This is a genomic window from Ralstonia sp. 1B3 (genome assembly GCF_036631435.1).
On sequence record NZ_JAPNUG010000025.1, the window covers coordinates 1 to 17,513 of the forward strand.

Sequence of the window (17,513 nt, forward strand, 5' to 3'; positions counted from 1 at the left end):
GGCTCATGCGGCGAGCGGGCGATGAGGCTTTCGAGGATCGTGTTCAGGTTGCGGATGGGGATGCCTTCGTCCAGCAGGCGGCGCAGGACGTCGGTCACGCGCTGCAGCGGCACGAGGCGCGTCAGTTCGCCGACCAGCTCGGCGCGGTCGCGGCGCACGAGCTGCAGCATGTTCTGCACTTCCTGAATGCCGACCATCTGGGCAGCGTGGCGGCGGATCACGGCTTCCACGTGCCGCGCCACAACCTGCTCGGGCTCGAGCGCCTGGCCCCATGCAGCCTTGGCGGTCTCATCGGCCTGCGGTGCCGGCATCGTCATCCACCACGCGTGGGTGAATGGACCGAACGCTGCGGTGCTTTCTGCGTCCACGCCGGCGGGCGGTGCGGCCTCCGTCCAGAGGCGATGCGCGACCTGCAGCGTGCCGTCTGAAGCAAACACGTCCTGCACGTAGATGCGGTAGTGATTGGGGAGCGTCTGCGCGCTGTAGGTCAGGTGCACGCGCGGAAATACCAGGCCGATGTCGTCTTCCACGGCCGCCTTGAGCGGGCCAGTGCGTTTTGCAGCGGCACCAGCTTGATGTCCTTGCGCAGGTTCTCGGCAAGGCGCACGGCCACCGGCGCGGCAATGCCCGCCGCCGCAGACACTTCTTCGGGGCGGCCCGGCTGCGCGCCGAGCGCCTTCGGCGCCGACCGACAGCAGATTCAGGATCGGCGGCGCCTGGCGCTCGCGCAGGAAGTGGATCGCGCTTGCGCCTGCCAGCAAGGCCAGCGACAGGAATGCCCACTTCGGCATGCCCGGCACCAGCACAAACGCAAACAGCACCAGGGCGCCCATTAGCAGGCCGCGCGGGTGTGCGGCGATCTGCGCACCGATCAACTGACCGAGGTGGCGGTCGTTCATCTCGCGCGACGACACGCGCGTGGTGACCACCCCCGCCGCAATCGACACCATCAGCGAGGGAATCTGCGAGGCCATGCCGTCGCCGACGGTGAGCACGGCATAGCGGTGCAGCGCATCGGCCACCGACATGTCGTGCATGAGCGCGCCCACCGCAATGCCGGCCAGGATGTTGATCACGGCGATGAGGATGCCCGCAATGGCATCACCCTTGACGAACTTCATCGCGCCGTCCATGGCGCCGTGCAATTGCGATTCCTGTTCGAGCAGCTCGCGGCGGTGCTTGGCCTGATCCGACGTGATGATGCCGGCGCGCAGGTCGGCGTCGATGCTCATCTGCTTGCCGGGCATGGCATCGAGCGTGAAGCGCGCGCCCACCTCCGCCACACGTTCCGAACCCTTGGCAATGACGACAAACTGCACGATGGCGATGACGGTAAACACCACGCCACCCACCACAACGTTGCCGCCCACCACCAGCTTGCCGAACGTGTCGATCACGTGGCCGGCGTTGGCCTGCAGCAGGATCAGCTTGCACGAGGCGATGTTCAGCGAGAGCCGGAACAGCGTCGGGAACAGCAGCAGCGACGGAAACGAAGAGAACGCCAGCGCCGAGGGCAGGTAGATCGAGATCGTCAGCAGGATCACGCTCGCCGCCAGGTTCAGCGAGATCAGCCCGTCGAGCACGACCGTGGGCAGCGGCAACACGAACAGCGCCACCACAGACCCGATGAAGAGCGCGATGAGCAGGTCATAGCGCAGCAGGCCGCTGGCAAACGCGGCATGGCTCGGATCGTTACGCAGTTTGGCGAGGGCTTCCTGCGCGTTGGGGATGCTGGGCATGGCCTTCCTTACCTTCCTGATTGGAACGTCGACCGTGGCGCGACGTGGCAGCAACACCCTGAAGAACGCTGCTCCGCACATGCAGTGCAGGCGTGCCTCAAGGCGAGCCCAGTGTAAGAGCGGCACTTCGCGCCGCCGCGTCCGAACTCACGTAATGGCAGATGAGCAGGTTTGCGGCGGTTACGAGAACGAGTAGCGGGCGTGGGGGGCATCGGCACTACAGTGGCTCCGTTTTCCAGCCACCCTCCCAACGAGCCGCGAGCCGCGAAAAGAACGTGAAGCGAGAGATGCCCGTGTCGGTCACTGACCTCGCGCAGGCCGAAGGACTCCTGCACCTGGACAGCGGCGTAGCGCGGGCCCAGTCGTGGGCGTACGTGCAGGCGCATGGCGACGTGTTGGTGCCACCCGTGCAGGTGGGGGCCGAGCGTTGGCGGTTGCGGTGGACGCCGCTGGGCGCGGATGCGGCAACGCAGCCGGATGCGCCGCTGCCGGGTTGGCATGCATTGCGTTTTGCGGTGGGCAAACATGAAGGCTGGCTGCTGGCGGACGTGGCATTGGCCACGCGCCTGGCCGATGACGGCGTGCAGCCCGACGTGCCGCATGCAATCTTCTGCGCGCTGGCGGCCGATGCGCTGGGCAACGTGTCGCGCGCGGTGGAGACGCAGTTGCGCCAGCCGGTGCGCTGGCAGCCCGACGTCAGCATGCGCCCGACTACTGCATGGCTCATGCAGCATGCCGTGGGCTTTGCCGTCGGCACTGACGACGGCGCCACACGCGGCAGCGGTGCCATCGCCATGGACGACCTTGCCGGTTGGCAGCGTTGGCAGCAGGCATTGGAAGAGGTGAACGGCGCAGAGGCGCACCGCGACGCGCCTGCGAACGCTGCGAACCGCGCCCCGCAATGGATGGAACGCCTGGCGATCGGTGTGCGTTTCTCGATCGGGCAGACGCAGCTGCGCGCCTCCGAACTGCGTGGCGTGGCCAAGGGCGACATCATCGCCATCGAGAAATGGACTTCGCGCGGTGCAGCGCTGGAGTGCGTCGGCACGGTGCCGGGCATTCCCACGCTGGGCATCGCCGCGCATGCCCTCGGCAAACAAATCATGGTGGACGCCGTCCGCCACACGGAGCGCGACATGCCCGATGAGAGGAACCCCGCCAAACCGGTGCAGGCCAAGGGCTTGCCCGGTGCGGCCACAGCAGGCGCCCCGGTGGCCTCGTTTGACGACATCGAAGTGTTGACCACGTTCGAGCTGGCCGAGCAGGCGTTGCCGTTGCACGTGCTGCGCAATCTGGCGCCCGGGCAGGTCATCGAGCTGGAGCAGCCGTTGAACCACACGACCGTGCAGATCCGCGCCAACGGCACCCTGGTGGGCAGCGGCCAGCTGGTAGCCGTCGGCAACCGGCTCGCCGTGCGCGTCGCCGCCTTCGTGCACGACACGCCCGACCATGCCTAGCCTGCCGAATCCCGTACCGATGATCGCGATGATCGTCGCGATCGGGCTGATCCCGTTCGCGGCGCTCATGGTGACGTGCTACACCAAGCTGGTGATCGTCTTCGGGCTCACGCGCAATGCGCTCGGCATCCAGCAGGTACCGCCTAATCTGGTGCTCAACGGCATTGCGCTGATCCTGACGCTGTTCATCATGGCCCCGGTGGGCGGCGACATGGTCAACAACCTCAAGGGCCGCAACTTCAATTCCGGCGCGCAGTTCAGCGTGGATGACGTGATGGCCATCGTGGACGCCGGCGTGCCGCCCATCAAGGCGTTCCTGCAGAAGCACACGCAGGAGCGCGAGCGCAATTTCTTCCTGAAATCCGCCACCAACATCTGGCCCAGCGGGCGCGCCCAGAACCTGCAGGCCGATGACCTGACGGTGCTGGTGCCGAGCTTTACGCTCACCGAACTCACCAAGGCGTTCCAGATCGGCTTTGTCGTCTACATCGTCTTTGTCATCGTCGATCTGCTGGTGGCCAACGTGCTGCTGGCGCTGGGCATGCAGATGATCTCGCCGACGACGATTTCGGTGCCGTTCAAGCTGCTGCTGTTTGTCATGCTGGACGGCTGGGCCGTGCTGATCCACGGGCTGGTGCTGTCGTACCACTGAACCGTCAACACGGAAGGGGCGGCCATGCGGATTCGTGTCTTTTGCGGCTTGCTGATGTCCGTGGTGGCGTTTGCCGCCGGCCCGGCACATGCGGGCCCCGCGCTTTCCGCCGCGGAGTTTGCACAGGTGGCACAGCAGTGCGCACCGCGCGTGGATGTGATGACGCTGGCGGCGCTCGTGCGAACCGAGTCCGGCTACAACCCCTACGCGATCGGCGTGGTGGGCGCGCGGCTCGCGCGGCAACCGGTGTCGATGGAAGAAGCGCAGGCGACCATTCAGATGCTTGAGCAGCGCGGCTACGACTTCAGCCTGGGCCTTGCGCAGATCAACCGGCGCAACCTTGCCCGCCTGGGCGAGACCACCGCCACGGTGCTCGACCCGTGCCGGAATCTGGCCGCCAGCCAGCGCATCCTGGGCGAGTGCTTCACGCGGGCCACGCGCAGCACGGCCATCGAACAGCAAGCCTTGCGGCATGCGCTGTCCTGCTACTACTCGGGAGGCTTCAGCGTAGGGTACCGAGAAGGCTACGTGAGCCGCGTGGTGGCCAACGCGCAAGCGGGCGTGCCGCCGATCGACGTTGCCCCCGCACGCGCGCAACCGATCCCGCTGGCGGAGCCGTCGCGGCGCGTGCAGGCCGCTGCAGCGCCCATGCCAGCGCACACACCGTCGCCGTTGTCCCCACGCCCGATGACATCGTCTGCGGGGTGCCCGGCCGGCCGGCAGGTCATGCTGGTCAGTTGCGGCCGTGGGACTTGCGTGCGCTGCCTTGGGCACTGAGCGGAACATCGGACCGCACGCGTCCGATCTCGTTCTCATTCGGCAATGGACAGCGGCATAGGCAACCACAAGACTACGCAGAGCCATTGCGGTTTTTCCGGGAACCCACCATGACGAGTGCCAGCGACAACGCCGGAGCTTCCTACTTCACGCCCCAGTCGGCCACCGCCGGGCTGCATGATGCCGTGCACATGCGCACGCTGGGCGGCGTTCTGTTGTTCGACGACCAGAAGATCATCACGCGCCAGCCGCCGCACACGCTGGCCGTCCATGCGCCGCAGCTCGCCGCGCAGCTGGCCGCCAGCATGCAGCCGTATCAGCGCCGCCAGAAGGTGCAGGAGGTGCTGACCAGCATCGGCTTCGACAGCTTCGAGTACAGCGTCGCGCGCATGATTTCCGGCACGGTGGAAGTGCTCTCCAGCCTCACCACGTACGGCAAGCCTGACTGGATCCATCGCTATTTCTCGCAGCGTTATCACGAGATCGATCCGTGCCTCAAGCGGTGCCTGGCCAGCGGCACACCGCTGGTGTGGGATGCCGATGACCTTGCTGCGTGGACGGATCGCACCCCGGGCCTCGCGCGCATGCAGGCGTATCTGCTGGACTGCGCGGCCTTTGGCGTGTCCAGCGGCGTGACGTATTGCTGGCCGGCCCCGGAGGGGCGGGCGCGTGTGGTGGTGCGCTTTCATTCCAGCAACCGCAACCGGCGCTGGATTTCTGACGCCGTGATCGGGCAGGCGCTGGCACTCGGCATGGCCGTCCATGAGTATCTGACCGCCTACGAGCTGGTGCCGTCCCGTCCGCTGCCCGGCGATCCGCATCTCTCGCCGGTGCAGCAGCGCATCCTGGATTGCCTCATCAAGGGGATGACCGATCGCGAGATCGCCCAGCTGCTCGAACTCACCACGCACAACGTCGACTACCACCTGCGCCGCCTGCGCGCCTTGTTTGGCGTGACCACGCGCGTGCAACTGGTGAAGGCCGCCTGCTACGGATAGCGGGCACGGACAAGGTGCCGGCTCAGGCCAGCATGGAGTGCAGGAAGTTCAGGTGATCGTCGGGAAGCACGTTGCTTCCGCATGGCGTGTTCGAAGGAAGCTCGATACGGGCGGGCGCCGGCGGCACGGGCGTGCCCGTGTCCGTCAGCACACCGAGGCCCGGCACGGACAAGAGCTTCGACTGCGAGGCCGGTGCGCCGGGGCTGTGTGCCGCTCAGGGCTGACACCACGGCACTCACGACCGGATGGCAATCGACCTTCGGGTACACGAGGGCGGTGTGGATCTGCGGCGCGTCCCACGCCAGTTGCACGCGCACCAGGTCGGGCGGCAGGGCGGTGTGTGCCTGGCCCACCTGCAGTGTCACCGCGATGCCGCTGGCAGCCAGGTCGCTGGCGCCGGCAGCGTCGGGCGTGATCAACAGCGGCCCCGGCGTGGCGCCATGCCGCCCGCACCAGTGAGTCAGTGCACCGAACAGGCCATCCTGCAACGCGGTGTCCAGCGCAATGGGCACGTTGTCCAGCTGCCAGGCGTCCACCACGTTCTGGCGGGCCAGCCAATGGTTGATCGAGACCACCAGCGTCACGCGCTCATAGGCGACCGACACCTGGTCCAGACCGTCATGCACGGGGACGTAGCCCGCGATCAGGCCGGCGTGCAACACGCCGCGCATGACGTTGGCGACGATACGCTCCGGGGCCATCACGAGCATGTCGGCACGCATGCCGGGGGCCGTTGTCGACAGGGCCCTCACCACGCGCTGCAGTGCCGCGGGCATGCCCGGCATGAGCGACGACTGCGTATAGGCGAATGTCAGCGCCGTGCGGGCTTCGACTTGCGGGTCGGCCTGGGCCTGGCTGGTGTCGGGCTGGACGATGCGCCGTGCCAGCGTATCGGCCTGCTGAAGCAGGGCCCGGGCCTCGGTGAGCAGCCTGCGCCCCGCCTCCGTCAGCTTGAGGCGCTTGCGCTCGCGCTCGAACAGCACCACACCCAGCGCTTCCTCCAGGCGGATGATCTGCCGGCTCAGCGGTGAGGCTGAAATATGCAGGCGTTCAGACGCTTGAGCGATGTTCTCGGTCGTGGCAACCGTGACGAAATAGCGAAGCTGTCGCAGATCCATGCGCGTACACATCGTGAAAACAGAGGCGGTGATCCGCCTCGCTAGGGTATGTCTTCAAGACTTGGGCAGTTGTCCGGCTTTTCGTAGGGCGCCGCTGCTCAAGGGCCTGCGAAAACGATAGCGCGTTGCCTGATGAGGCGTGCGCGCTTTCTTGCGACGATTGTCGGGTTCCTGCCATTGGGCATGGCAAAAGCGTGGGCATGGGTTTGCGGCGCAATAGCTAAAACCGTAGTCCTTATGCTGAAAAGGCATGGGCGCCGGGGCTTACGTCATATGAGGGGCGGCTTTGCCGGCGTGAAAGTGCGCGACGCGCGCTTCCCCGGCAGGCTCCCTGGCACGCTACGCCAGCCCTCCCGGGCCTACGGTGCGTGACGCATCGTTTGACAACAGCCGGACTAGCCGCACGATTTCTCGGAGGCACCGTGCGTGCGGGCCGCTGCCAGAATCGACGGATCGCTTTTCTTGCTGGTCAGGAGCCCGTCATGCAACGCGACGCTTCGAGCAAACCGCGCCGGAAGGCGTATATCGCCTTCATTGTGGTTGGCGGCGCTTTCCTGGTGGGCGTCGTCATCTGCTGGGCCATTGCGCTCCATATCCTGCGCACTCAAGTACGCGCATCGACGCCGCTGATGGCGGTGGTGGGCATGGGCTGGGCGGTGCTCACCATGACGCTGTCGATGGTGCTGACGATGCTCGGAGCGCGGGTGCGTGCGGCACGGCTGGGCGCGCGGCGCGGGCACGTCGTGATCAGCGGGTACGACCCCGCATTGGCGCGGGACCGACTGATCGTGGAAGGCGAGGGCGTCGAGGCTGTCGGCGAGACTGATGTCGAAATCACCACAGTGCTGCCGTCCATCGTCACAGCCATCAGCACGCTCATGCTCGCGGTGGTCACCATCGGCTTGTTCTGGGTCGGCCGCACGACGCCCATGGGCGTGTTCATCGGCGGCCTGCTTTGCTACTTCATGTCGAACTGGGTGTACCGCATGTGGCCGCGCCGAAAGGCCGATGGCGGCACCGCAGCGTCGTCAGGTCATCAGTAATCGATGCGCGCCTGGCCGCCGTCCAGTTCCGGGTGGGCGGCCAGGATGGCGCGCGCATCGCCCATCGGCTTGCGCTTCGTGAGCGTGCTGGTGAGCGTGATGCGATAGATCTGCCCCGGCGCCACGGTGCTCAGGTCCTGCGCGGGCTCGTAGCGGACCACGCGGCCGTGACGGCCCACATAGACCTTGTCCGGCGTGTAGTAGCGATAGCCATGCGCCGCTGCATCCCATGCGCACCACACGGATTCGTAAGGCGTGTGCCGGGTGGTGCGGTGGTAAGGGAGGATTTCGATGCAGGAGCCAAGAGGAACCCACCAAAAGGGGAGACGTTGTGCTGGCTTCCGGTTTTCGCGTCAATCCCTGCATCTCTTATCGTCGGACTTATCAGCGCGACCACCGCAACGAAGGATCGCTGATAAGCGCTTCCAGTCCACTGCTCGAATAAATATCCGCTTGCAGCATTGCCTCGCCAGTTGGGTTAGTCACGCCTCCCAACACCTGTTGGATTGTGGTCACAGCGTTGGATGGGTCCATCACGCTCTTGTGTGCCGCCTCAACGTCATTCAGGGCCGCCAGAGCGTTGTCACGCAGGCCCGCCAGATTCGGCGTATGCGTGATCGCCACATCGATCACGCCTTGGCGCTGCACTTGAGTAGCGTCCCGCATGAGCGGCTCCAACTGATTCAACTGATTGAATCCCCACGTCATGTGCTGCGTGGCCTGCGTTTGCAAGGCACCGCCGAGGTTCTGCATGTTGCCGGCGGCAGCGCCATCCTGCTGGAGCGTTTGCCGGGTGGTCTTCAGCACGTCAAGGTCATGCGTCAGGTTGATCAGCGCGGCGTTGTTCTCCGGACTGCCGGGCAGATGTTGCGCGACTGCCTGCATGTCGTGTCGGGTCTGGTCCAGCAGCGGCGCAACCGTGTTGTGCGCATAGCTGTCGGTGTCCATCACCGTGTAGGGGCTGCTGTTCTGTGCGCCGACGATGTTCCTGACGTCGTCCGCACGGTGGGTCTCGACTTGGAAGTCGGCCAGGAAATCTGCCGGCTTGCCGTCCGCCATGTAGTTCCGGACACTCGTCTTGATGGCTTCACTGCCGCTGTTGGCCTCTGCGTTGACCACGTCCTGGAACTGCTGCGTCTGCGAGCGGACCTCGCGCAGCATGTCGGTGTCGAGCTTGCCGGCACGCGCCTGGGCGACCAGCGTGCGGCACGCATCCTCAGCGGCGCTGACCTCTTGGCGCTCACGGTTGACGGCCTCCATGGCCGCGCTGGCGCCAGGCTCGGACGTCTTCGTGGCGAGCAGGTTTGCGGTCGTGAGCACTTGCGAGGGCCCGCCGTTCAGCGGATGCGAGGCGTTGAAGGTCCTCAGCGTGTTCAGCGCGGCCGTGGTTTCCGGCGCCGGCGCGTGCGCTTTCCAGTAGCCGATGCTGGCTCCGTCGATCATCGTCATGATGGGCTCGTGTAGAAAAATGACCGACCCAGTCTAGTCACGCTCCGGCGGCAGCAGGCCTACGAACATTCCGAGCCCGCGCAGCTGGATACGTCGCGCGGCTGACCGGCTTGCTTTTTGTTTTAGGGCCGAGCAGCGTTGGATGGTGTCCGAAGCGCACACGCGTTTCAGAACGCAAAATATGTACACAAAAAACGTATGTAATTGTTGACAGAAAAAGGGCAGCCCTCCAAGATTCCGGCAAATACGCGGCATCACGCCGCATGAATGCTGGCGAATGGAACCCGCCCCATCCGCCTAAAGCACGCTCCCGGCATTGACACGGGGGCGGCCCCAGGAGACAGACAATGCGCCAATCCCCCGGCCAACCCTCGCCCTCTTCGTCGACAATCACCGGCGCCGTTGCAGATCCCGTCAACGAATTTCTGCCCCTGCCGCGCCTGTTCGCGCTTGGCCTGCAGCACCTGCTGGTCATGTACGCCGGGGCGATCGCCGTGCCGCTGATTGTCGGCAATGCGCTTGGCCTGTCGAAGAGCGATCTCTCGTATCTCGTCAATTGCGACCTGTTTGCGGCGGGGATCGGCACGCTCATCCAATCGCTCGGTTTTCTGATCTTCGGCATCCGCCTGCCGGTCATGATGGGCGTCACGTTTGCGGCGGTCGCGCCCATGATCGCCATCGGTGTCGAGCCCGGCATGGGGCTGCCCGGCATCTTCGGGGCGTCAATCGTTTCAGGCGTGTTCGGCATTGCCGTTGCACCGCTGATGGGGCGGCTGCTCGGCCTGTTCCCGCGCGTGGTGACGGGCACGGTCATCATGCTGATCGGTTTTTCGCTGCTGAGCGTGGGGATCAACTGGGCCGCGGGCGGCCAGCAGACGATTCCGCAGGTGGTGGATGGGGTGACGCATGGTGCCGAACCCGGCGTTTGGCGATCCGTTCGGCTTGGCCATTGCCGCGCTCGTGCTGGTGACGATCCTGCTGCTGACCAAGTTCGGCAACGCCCTGCTGTGCAACATCGCCGTGCTGCTGGGCATCGTGACGGGCACGCTGGTGGCGGCGGCGTTCGGCAAGGTGTCGCTGGCCGACGCCAGCGCCGCGCCGCTGATGACGCTGGTGACGCCGTTCTACTTCGGCATGCCGAAGTTCGAGCTGTCGGCCATCATCTCGATGTGCATCGTGATCGTGATCACGCTGGTGGAGTCGACCGGCATGTTCCTCGCGCTGGCGCACGTGGTCGGCAAGCCGATCTCGCGCAATGAACTGACCAACGGCCTGCGTGCCGATGGTCTGGCGACGGTGGTGGCGGGGGTGTTCAACACGTTCCCGCATACGTCGTTCTCGCAGAACATCGGGCTGGTGTCGATCACGGGCGTGCGCTCGCGCTATGTGGCGGCGGCCGGCGGGGTGCTGCTGATCGTGCTGGGGCTGTTTCCGAAGCTGTCGTACGTGGTGGCATCGGTGCCGCAATACGTGCTCGGCGGGGCGGGCATCGTGATGTTCGGCATGGTGGCCGCAGCCGGCATCCGCATGCTGGGCATGGTCGATTTCCAGCAGCAGCGCCACAACCTGCTGATCATCGCGGTGTCGGTCGGCTTCGGCATGATGCCGACGCTGGCGCCGGCCTTCTTCCATCACTTCCCGGACTGGACGCGCCCCATCACCCACAGCGGCATCGTGATGGGCACGCTGGTGGCCGTGGTGTTGAACGCCTGGTTCAACGGCATCCGCGGCTCGCACGAAGTCATGCACGGTGCGGCCGCAGCCGCGCATTGACCTTCCAACGCGCGTGCTTCTGCGCGGTTCAGGTCTCTGCGGCAACCGAGACGCGGTATGCGGTGTGCTGCCGATAGACCTGGCCCGGGCGCAGCATGACTGCTTCCGCATCGGGCATGTTGACCTGGTTCGGGAACGCACTCGCTTCCAAACATAAGCCACTGCGTTGCGCGTGCGTGCCCGACAGCATGTGCCCCGAATAGAACTGAAGCCCGCGCTGATCGGTCAGCACCGTCAACTCGCGGCCGCTGCCTGGGTCATACAGCCGCGCGACCGGGCGCACATGCGGGCGATCGTCCGGCGCCGTATTGCGCAGCACGAAGCAGTGGTCGAACCCGCCGGCCTGCGCCAACTGCGCGTTGGGCCAGTCCAGCCGCACGCCAATGGGCGCCCCTTGCCGAAAATCGAATGGCGTGCCCGCGACACTCATTGCTCGCGTCGGAATCAGCTTGGCATCGACTTCCAGATAGGCATCGGCATCGATCGAGAGGATGTGGCCCCTGATGTCGGTGCCGGGTTTGCCGCTCAGGTTGAAATATCCGTGGCTGGTCAGGTTGATTGGCGTGGGCGCATCGGCGCGGGCTTCGTAGTCGATCGACAGCGTGCCGTCGTCGTCCAGCGCATAGCGGACCTGCACGGCGACATTGCCGGGGAATCCGGCATCGCCTTCCGGAGATGCGAGCCGCATGACCAGTGCGCCGTCCTGATCCTCGGCGTCCCATAGCGCCCGATGAAAACCGCTCGCGCCGCCGTGCAGCAGATTGCCGCCCTCATTGCGGTCGAGCGCGTAGTCGATGCCGTCGAGCGTAAAGCGCGCGCCTGCGATCCGGTTGGCCCAGCGTCCGATCAAGCCCCCCAGAAAGCCGCCCGATTCAAGGTAGGCAGCAGGCGTCGCATGGTTGAGCAGAATCTCGCCCAGGCGCCCGCTGCGGTCCGGCGCTTGCCAGGAGACGAGCGTCGCGCCCAGATCGCTGATCGAAACGCGCATGCCCAAGGCATTGCGCAGCGTGAACAGCCGAACCGGCTCGCCGTCCGGCAAGTGCCCCCACGTTGCTGACGAGATGGCGCCGTCGAGCGGCGCGTGTGCGGAGAGCGCGGGCGCGATGCTCATGATTGGCTCTCCGTGGTGGCGCGTTCCTGGTATTCGCGCGGCGTGCAATCCAGCTCGCGGCGGAATACGGCGTGCATGTATTGCGGGAGGTAAAGCCGCAGCGCACCGCCACCTCGGCGGTGGCGACATCACGGCTGGCCAGCATGTGCTTGGCCGCGTCGAGCTTATGGCGAAGGATTTCCTGGTGCACGGTGCAATTCAATTCACGACGAAAATGTTCTTCGAGCGATGACCGCGAGATACCGACGTAGTCCGCGACCTGCTCGGTCTTGATTCCCTGGCAGGCGTACTGCCGGATGAAGTGCCGCGCCCGCATGACATACGGGCTGGCAAGCGGCTGATGCCGGGACGACGCCAGCACGTTGATGCCAACGGGCGGCACGAGAATCTGCCGGCCTGCCAGGCGCGCGCCGCCCAGCATCTGGTGCAGCAGATGGGCGGCGGTGCGCCCCATCTCCACGGTGCCCTGAATGACCGACGACAGCGGGATCCGGCTCAGCGTGCGCGTGAGCGGATCGTTGTCGATGCCGATGATGGCGATCTCTTCCGGCACGGCGAACCCTGCCGTCATGCAGGCTTGCAGCAGATGCCGCGCCCGCGCATCCGTCACGGCGATGATGCCGATGGGCTTGGGCAAGCCGCGCAGCCATTCGATCAACTGGCTGATCGCCTGATGCCAGGTCGGTGCGCTGGTCGACAGGCCCCGGTAAATCTCCTGGTCAACGGGCGCGGCGGGATTGTCCTGCCGGCGCAAGCGCGTAAAAGCCAGTTCGCGCTGCTGTGCCCAGCGGTTTTCCGGCGCCTGGGGCAGGCTGTACAGCGCAAAGTGCTGCAGGCCGGCTTCGATGAGGTGCCGGTAGGCCAGCGCGACCAGCTTGCCGTTGTCCGTGGCGACATAAGGCTCCTTTGCCGGGTAGTGCGCCGGGTCTTCATACGAGGAGCCGACGGCCACCACGGGCAGGGGGCAGCCGCGTAATGCTTCGGCGACGGCGGGGTCGTCGAAATCCGCAATGATGCCGTCGCCGTCAAAGCGCTCGATGCCGGGCAGCCGGCAGCGGAAATCCTCTTCCAGAAACAGGTCCCACGTCACGCGGGTGGAGCGCATGTAGTCGCCAATGCCCGCGATGATCTCGCGGTCGTACACCTTGTTGGCGTTGAACAGCAGCGCAATGCGATGAATCCGCGCGTGCTGCGATGGATCGGGCAGTTGACGATGCATGGTGGCTCAGGGGGCGCTCGCGGTGGCAGGGGTTTGCCAGACGGCAGCAGCGCTGGGGCGTGCCGCTCGCCCGCACATTCTATGAGCTGCGTGCGGCGCTGTCAGACGATGCCCGCCGGGTGGCAAGAAATGTTAGGGCGGTTGGGCAATTTCGTAATTGCCGGTGCTGAGCGGGCGCATGCACCATGCGACAGCCGTGGAGCCGGGCGAGATCACTATTGCGGCGCACCACGCGTTCCGTCGGCCTAGGGGTATCCACCAACAAAAGAAGATGGAGTGAGACATGAAATCGAACCAACGCCGTAGTGTTCTGAGGGCCGCGTTTTGCGGTGCAATGCTCGCCAGCCTGTCGATGGCCGCGCCGCTGGCGCACGCGAGCAAGGCGCATCCGGAAATTGGCTTCTGTATCGACGACCTGCGCGTGGAGCGCTGGTCGCGCGACCGCGATTACTTTGTCGCCGCCGCAGAAAAACTGGGTGCCAAGGTGTCGGTGCAATCGGCCGATGCCAGCGAGCAACGCCAGATCTCCCAGATCGAGAACCTGATCTCGCGCGGCGTCGACGTGATCGTCATCGTGCCGTTCAACTCCAAGGCGCTGACCAACGTGGTGGCCGAAGCGAAGAAGGCCGGCATCAAGGTGGTGTCGTATGACCGCCTGATTCTCGATGCCGACGTTGATGCCTACATTTCGTTCGACAACGAGAAAGTGGGCGAGCTGCAAGCGCAGGGCGTCTTCAACGTGCGCCCGAAGGGCAATTACTTCCTGCTGGGCGGCGCGCCGACGGACAACAACGCGAAGATGCTGCGGCAGGGCCAGTTGAAGGTGCTGCAGCCGGCCATCGACCGCGGCGACATCAAGGTGGTGGGCTCGCAGTGGGTGCCGGAGTGGAGTGCCTCTGCGGCGCTCGGTATCGTTGAAAACGCGCTGACCGCGAACAACAACAAGATCGATGCCGTGGTCGCCTCCAACGACGGCACGGCCGGTGGCGCAATCCAGGCGCTGGCTGCGCAGAAGCTGGCCGGCAAGGTGCCGGTGTCGGGGCAGGATGCCGACCTTGCTGCCGTCAAGCGTGTGATTGCCGGCACGCAGACGATGACGGTCTACAAGCCGCTCAAGCTGATTGCCACCGAGGCTGCGCAGCTTTCGGTGGCGCTCGCGAAGGGTGACAAGCCGAAGTACAACGCGCAGTACGACAACGGCAAGAAGAAGGTCGACACGGTGCTGCTGCAGCCCACCCAGCTCACGAAGGACAACGTCAACCTGGTGGTGAAAGACGGCTTCTACACGCAGGCGCAGATCGGCGGCCAGTAAGGTCGCGTAGTCAGGGCCGCTTTGTGCCGGCGATGAGCCAACGCTGCATCGCCGGCCGCGTTCGTACCTCAAGGACGGGGCATGTCTGAACCTCTGTTGCGGATGCGCGGCATCGTCAAGACGTTCGACGGTGTGAAGGCGCTGGACGGTATCAACCTGGCCGTGAGGCCGGGCGAGTGTGGGGCTGTGCGGCGAGAACGGCGCCGGAAAGTCGACGCTCATGAAGGTGCTTTCGGGCGTCTACCCGAGCGGCACCTGGGATGGCGAAATCCTCTGGGAGGGCAAGCCGCTCCACGCAAGCGGCATTCGCGACACCGAGCGCGCCGGCATCGTCATCATCCATCAGGAACTGATGCTGGTGCCGGAATTGTCGGTGGCCGAGAACATCTACCTCGGCAACGAAATTACGCTGCCAGGCGGTCGCATGAACTACGCGGCCATGTACCAGGGCGCAGACAAGCTGCTGCGCGACCTGAACATCCAGGGCATCAACGTGGCGCTGCCCGTGATGCACTACGGCGGCGGCCACCAGCAGCTGATTGAAATTGCCAAGGCGCTGAACAAGCGCGCCAAGCTGCTGATCCTGGATGAGCCATCGTCATCGCTCACGGCGGCGGAGACGCGCATCCTGCTCGACATCGTGCGAGACCTGAAAGCGCGCGGCATTGCATGCGTCTACATCTCGCACAAGCTCGATGAGGTGGAGGCGGTGTGCGACACGGTCACTGTCATCCGTGATGGCCGCCATGTGGCCACCGCGCCGATGGATGCGCTCACCACCGACCGCATCATCGCGCAGATGGTCGGGCGCGAAATTACGCAGCTGTTCCCACGTGAACCGCATCCCATCGGCGAGGTGGTGTTCGAGGCGCGCAATGTGACGTGCTACGACGTCAACAACCCGGCGCGCAAGCGGGTCGACGGCGTGTCCTTCGCGGTGCGCCGCGGCGAAATCCTCGGCGTGGCGGGGCTGGTCGGCGCGGGGCGCACCGAGCTGATGCAGGCCGTGTTTGGCGCGTATGAAGGTGCCAGTGAAGTGGAGCTCGTCCTTGACGGAAAGCCGTTGAAAGTCCGCGCGCCGCTTGACGCCATCCGTGCGGGCATCGCCATGGTGCCGGAAGACCGCAAACGTCACGGCATCGTCTCGCTGATGAGCGTCGGGCACAACATCACGCTGGCCGTCCTTCAGCGGTTCGCCAACTTAGGACGCATTGACGGCGCGGCCGAGCTCGACACGATCCGCAAGGAGATGCGGCGCCTTGCCGTGCGTGCCGCGCATCCGATGCTCCCGATTGCCAGCCTGTCGGGCGGCAATCAGCAGAAGGCCGTCCTCACCCGAATGTTGCTCACGGAGCCGCGCGTCCTGATTCTGGATGAGCCGACCCGTGGCGTGGACGTCGGCGCCAAGTACGAGATCTACAAGCTGATCGGTGACTTGGCTAAGCGTGGCATGGCCATCATCGTGATTTCGTCGGAGCTGCCCGAAGTGCTTGGCATTTCGGATCGCGTGCTCGTGATTGGCGAGGGCGAATTGCGCGGCGACTTCGTGAACGATGGACTGACGCAGGAACACATTCTGACCGCCGCCATTCAGCCCGTCCGGAACACACCCAGGCACGCACCCACTTTCCATCAGGCAGGTCACGCATGACTTCTCAAACCAGCCCACAAGCCGCCGGCGGGGTCGGCGATTCGCGCAATACGTTCAAGGCAAGCCAGCGCCTGAGGCAACTGTTCGCACGCTACAAGATCCTCGCGTTGCTGATCGCCGTGGCCGCGATCTGGCTGTTCTTCTCGATGCTGACCAACGGCGCGTTTACCTCGCCGCGCAATCTGTCCAATCTGCTGCGGCAGATGTCGATCACGGGAATGCTGGCCTGCGGGATGGTGTTCGTCATCATCGCGGGCGAGATCGATCTTTCGGTCGGATCGCTGCTCGGCTTGCTCGGAGGCGTGGCGGCTATTTTGGATCAAGGATTGGGTTGGCCGATCACCGCGACGGTGCCGGTGGTGCTGCTGCTCGGCGTGGCCATGGGCCTGTTCAACGGATGGTGGTCGACCTACCGGGGCGTTCCGTCATTCATTGTCGGCCTGGGCGGCATGCTGGCCTATCGCGGCATCCTGCTGGGCCTGACGCACGGCTCGACCATTGCGCCGGTGTCCGACAACTTCGTGCTGATCGGCCAGGGCTACCTGCCGCGCCGCGTGGGCGACCTGATGGCGGTGCTGATCTTCTGCCTGTTGATCTTCGTGGTGGTCCGGCAGCGGCGGGAGCATCGCCGTTATGAACTCGACGTTGCGCCGCTTTGGCAAGACGTCGCCAAGCTGATTGTGGCGGGTCTGGTCATCGTCGCGTTTGTCGCCACGCTCAACAGCTATGGCGGCATTCCGGTGCCCGTTCTGCTCGTGCTGGCGTTGCTCGGTATTTTTTCTTGGATCGCCAGCCAGACGGTGTTCGGCCGCCGTATCTATTCCGTGGGTTCAAACCTCGAGGCCACGCGCCTGTCGGGCATCAACACCGATCGCGTGAAGCTTGCCATCTTCGGGCTCATGGGCCTGATGTGTGCGTTTGCCGGCATCGTCAATACGGCGCGTCTTGCGGCGGGTTCACCGTCCGCCGGGACCATGGGCGAGCTGGATGCCATTGCGGCCTGCTTCATCGGCGGCACTTCCATGCGCGGCGGCGCAGGCACCGTGTACGGCGCGCTGGTCGGCGCGCTGGTCATGGCCAGCCTCGACAACGGCATGTCGATGCTCGACGTCGACGCCTACTGGCAGATGATCGTCAAGGGCGGGATTCTCGTGCTGGCCGTCTGGGTCGATGTCATCTCGCGCTCCGGCCGCCGCTGAGGTTGCGCTATCGGT

At 65.3% G+C, this 17,513-nt stretch carries 12 protein-coding genes and 3 pseudogenes; 9 read left to right on the forward strand and 6 right to left on the reverse strand.

Going from position 1 to position 17,513, the window contains the following annotated elements:
- Positions 1-1,739 (reverse strand): flagellar biosynthesis protein FlhA (locus tag OWR21_RS06710; protein WP_332394838.1); only part of this gene is annotated, 1,739 nt, incomplete at its 3' end.
- A 293-nt stretch (positions 1,740-2,032) separates the two neighbouring features.
- On the opposite strand from OWR21_RS06710, the gene OWR21_RS06715 reads away from it, so the two are divergent.
- From OWR21_RS06715 to OWR21_RS06730, 4 genes are all read left to right on the forward strand, one after another.
- A complete protein-coding gene (locus OWR21_RS06715; protein WP_332394839.1) occupies positions 2,033-3,196 on the forward strand; it encodes a FliM/FliN family flagellar motor switch protein in 1,164 nt (387 codons plus the stop codon).
- Positions 3,189-3,848, forward strand: coding sequence for a type III secretion system export apparatus subunit SctR (gene sctR / locus OWR21_RS06720; RefSeq protein ID WP_065854284.1), 660 nt, complete (start codon positions 3,189-3,191; stop codon positions 3,846-3,848). Before OWR21_RS06715 ends, sctR begins: the two co-directional genes overlap by 8 nt.
- Positions 3,849-3,872: 24 nt before the next feature.
- The gene (locus OWR21_RS06725) at positions 3,873-4,625 is read left to right on the forward strand and encodes a lytic transglycosylase domain-containing protein (protein WP_442968605.1); all 753 of its coding nucleotides are present in this window, start codon (positions 3,873-3,875) and stop codon (positions 4,623-4,625) included.
- Positions 4,626-4,735: 110 nt separating this feature from the next.
- Positions 4,736-5,623 (forward strand): helix-turn-helix transcriptional regulator, encoded by an 888-nt coding sequence (locus tag OWR21_RS06730; protein ID WP_147216307.1) that lies wholly within the window; start codon positions 4,736-4,738, stop codon positions 5,621-5,623.
- Here OWR21_RS06730 and OWR21_RS06735 read toward each other — a convergent pair.
- The gene (locus tag OWR21_RS06735; protein WP_332394840.1) at positions 5,614-6,741 is read right to left on the reverse strand and encodes a LysR family transcriptional regulator; all 1,128 of its coding nucleotides are present in this window, start codon (positions 6,739-6,741) and stop codon (positions 5,614-5,616) included. The two genes, OWR21_RS06730 and OWR21_RS06735, sit on opposite strands and share 10 nt — an antisense overlap.
- Positions 6,742-7,223: 482 nt before the next feature.
- Here OWR21_RS06735 and OWR21_RS06740 point away from each other — a divergent pair, with 482 nt between their 5' ends.
- Positions 7,224-7,784, forward strand: a complete 561-nt coding sequence (locus OWR21_RS06740) for a hypothetical protein (protein WP_332394841.1) — start codon at positions 7,224-7,226, stop codon at positions 7,782-7,784.
- Here the strand turns inward: OWR21_RS06740 and OWR21_RS06745 are convergent.
- Both OWR21_RS06745 and OWR21_RS06750 read right to left on the reverse strand, forming a co-directional pair.
- Positions 7,778-8,026 carry a hypothetical protein gene (locus tag OWR21_RS06745; RefSeq protein WP_332394842.1) on the reverse strand — a complete coding sequence of 83 codons (249 nt, stop codon included), beginning with the start codon at positions 8,024-8,026 and terminating at the stop codon, positions 7,778-7,780. The two genes, OWR21_RS06740 and OWR21_RS06745, sit on opposite strands and share 7 nt — an antisense overlap.
- Positions 8,027-8,168: 142 nt before the next feature.
- Entirely contained in the window at positions 8,169-9,233 is a 1,065-nt protein-coding gene (locus tag OWR21_RS06750; protein ID WP_332394843.1) for a hypothetical protein, read from the reverse strand.
- Positions 9,234-9,580: 347 nt separating this feature from the next.
- On the opposite strand from OWR21_RS06750, the pseudogene OWR21_RS06755 reads away from it, so the two are divergent.
- Positions 9,581-11,006, forward strand: a pseudogene (locus OWR21_RS06755) (nucleobase:cation symporter-2 family protein).
- Between the two features lie 28 nt (positions 11,007-11,034).
- Here OWR21_RS06755 and OWR21_RS06760 read toward each other — a convergent pair.
- Both OWR21_RS06760 and OWR21_RS06765 read right to left on the reverse strand, forming a co-directional pair.
- Entirely contained in the window at positions 11,035-12,117 is a 1,083-nt protein-coding gene (locus OWR21_RS06760; RefSeq protein ID WP_316876645.1) for an aldose epimerase family protein, read from the reverse strand.
- Positions 12,114-13,336 (reverse strand): annotated as a pseudogene (locus tag OWR21_RS06765) (XylR family transcriptional regulator). Before OWR21_RS06765 ends, OWR21_RS06760 begins: the two are co-directional and overlap by 4 nt.
- Before the next feature lie 283 nt (positions 13,337-13,619).
- Here OWR21_RS06765 and xylF point away from each other — a divergent pair.
- From xylF to OWR21_RS06780, 3 genes and pseudogenes are all read left to right on the forward strand, one after another.
- Positions 13,620-14,648, forward strand: coding sequence for a D-xylose ABC transporter substrate-binding protein (gene xylF, locus OWR21_RS06770; RefSeq protein WP_332394844.1), 1,029 nt, complete (start codon positions 13,620-13,622; stop codon positions 14,646-14,648).
- 81 nt (positions 14,649-14,729) lie between these two features.
- Positions 14,730-16,299, forward strand: a pseudogene (gene xylG, locus OWR21_RS06775) (D-xylose ABC transporter ATP-binding protein).
- Positions 16,296-17,498 carry a sugar ABC transporter permease gene (locus OWR21_RS06780; protein WP_332394845.1) on the forward strand — a complete coding sequence of 401 codons (1,203 nt, stop codon included), beginning with the start codon at positions 16,296-16,298 and terminating at the stop codon, positions 17,496-17,498. Before xylG ends, OWR21_RS06780 begins: the two are co-directional and overlap by 4 nt.
- The last annotated feature ends 15 nt before the right edge of the window (positions 17,499-17,513 follow it).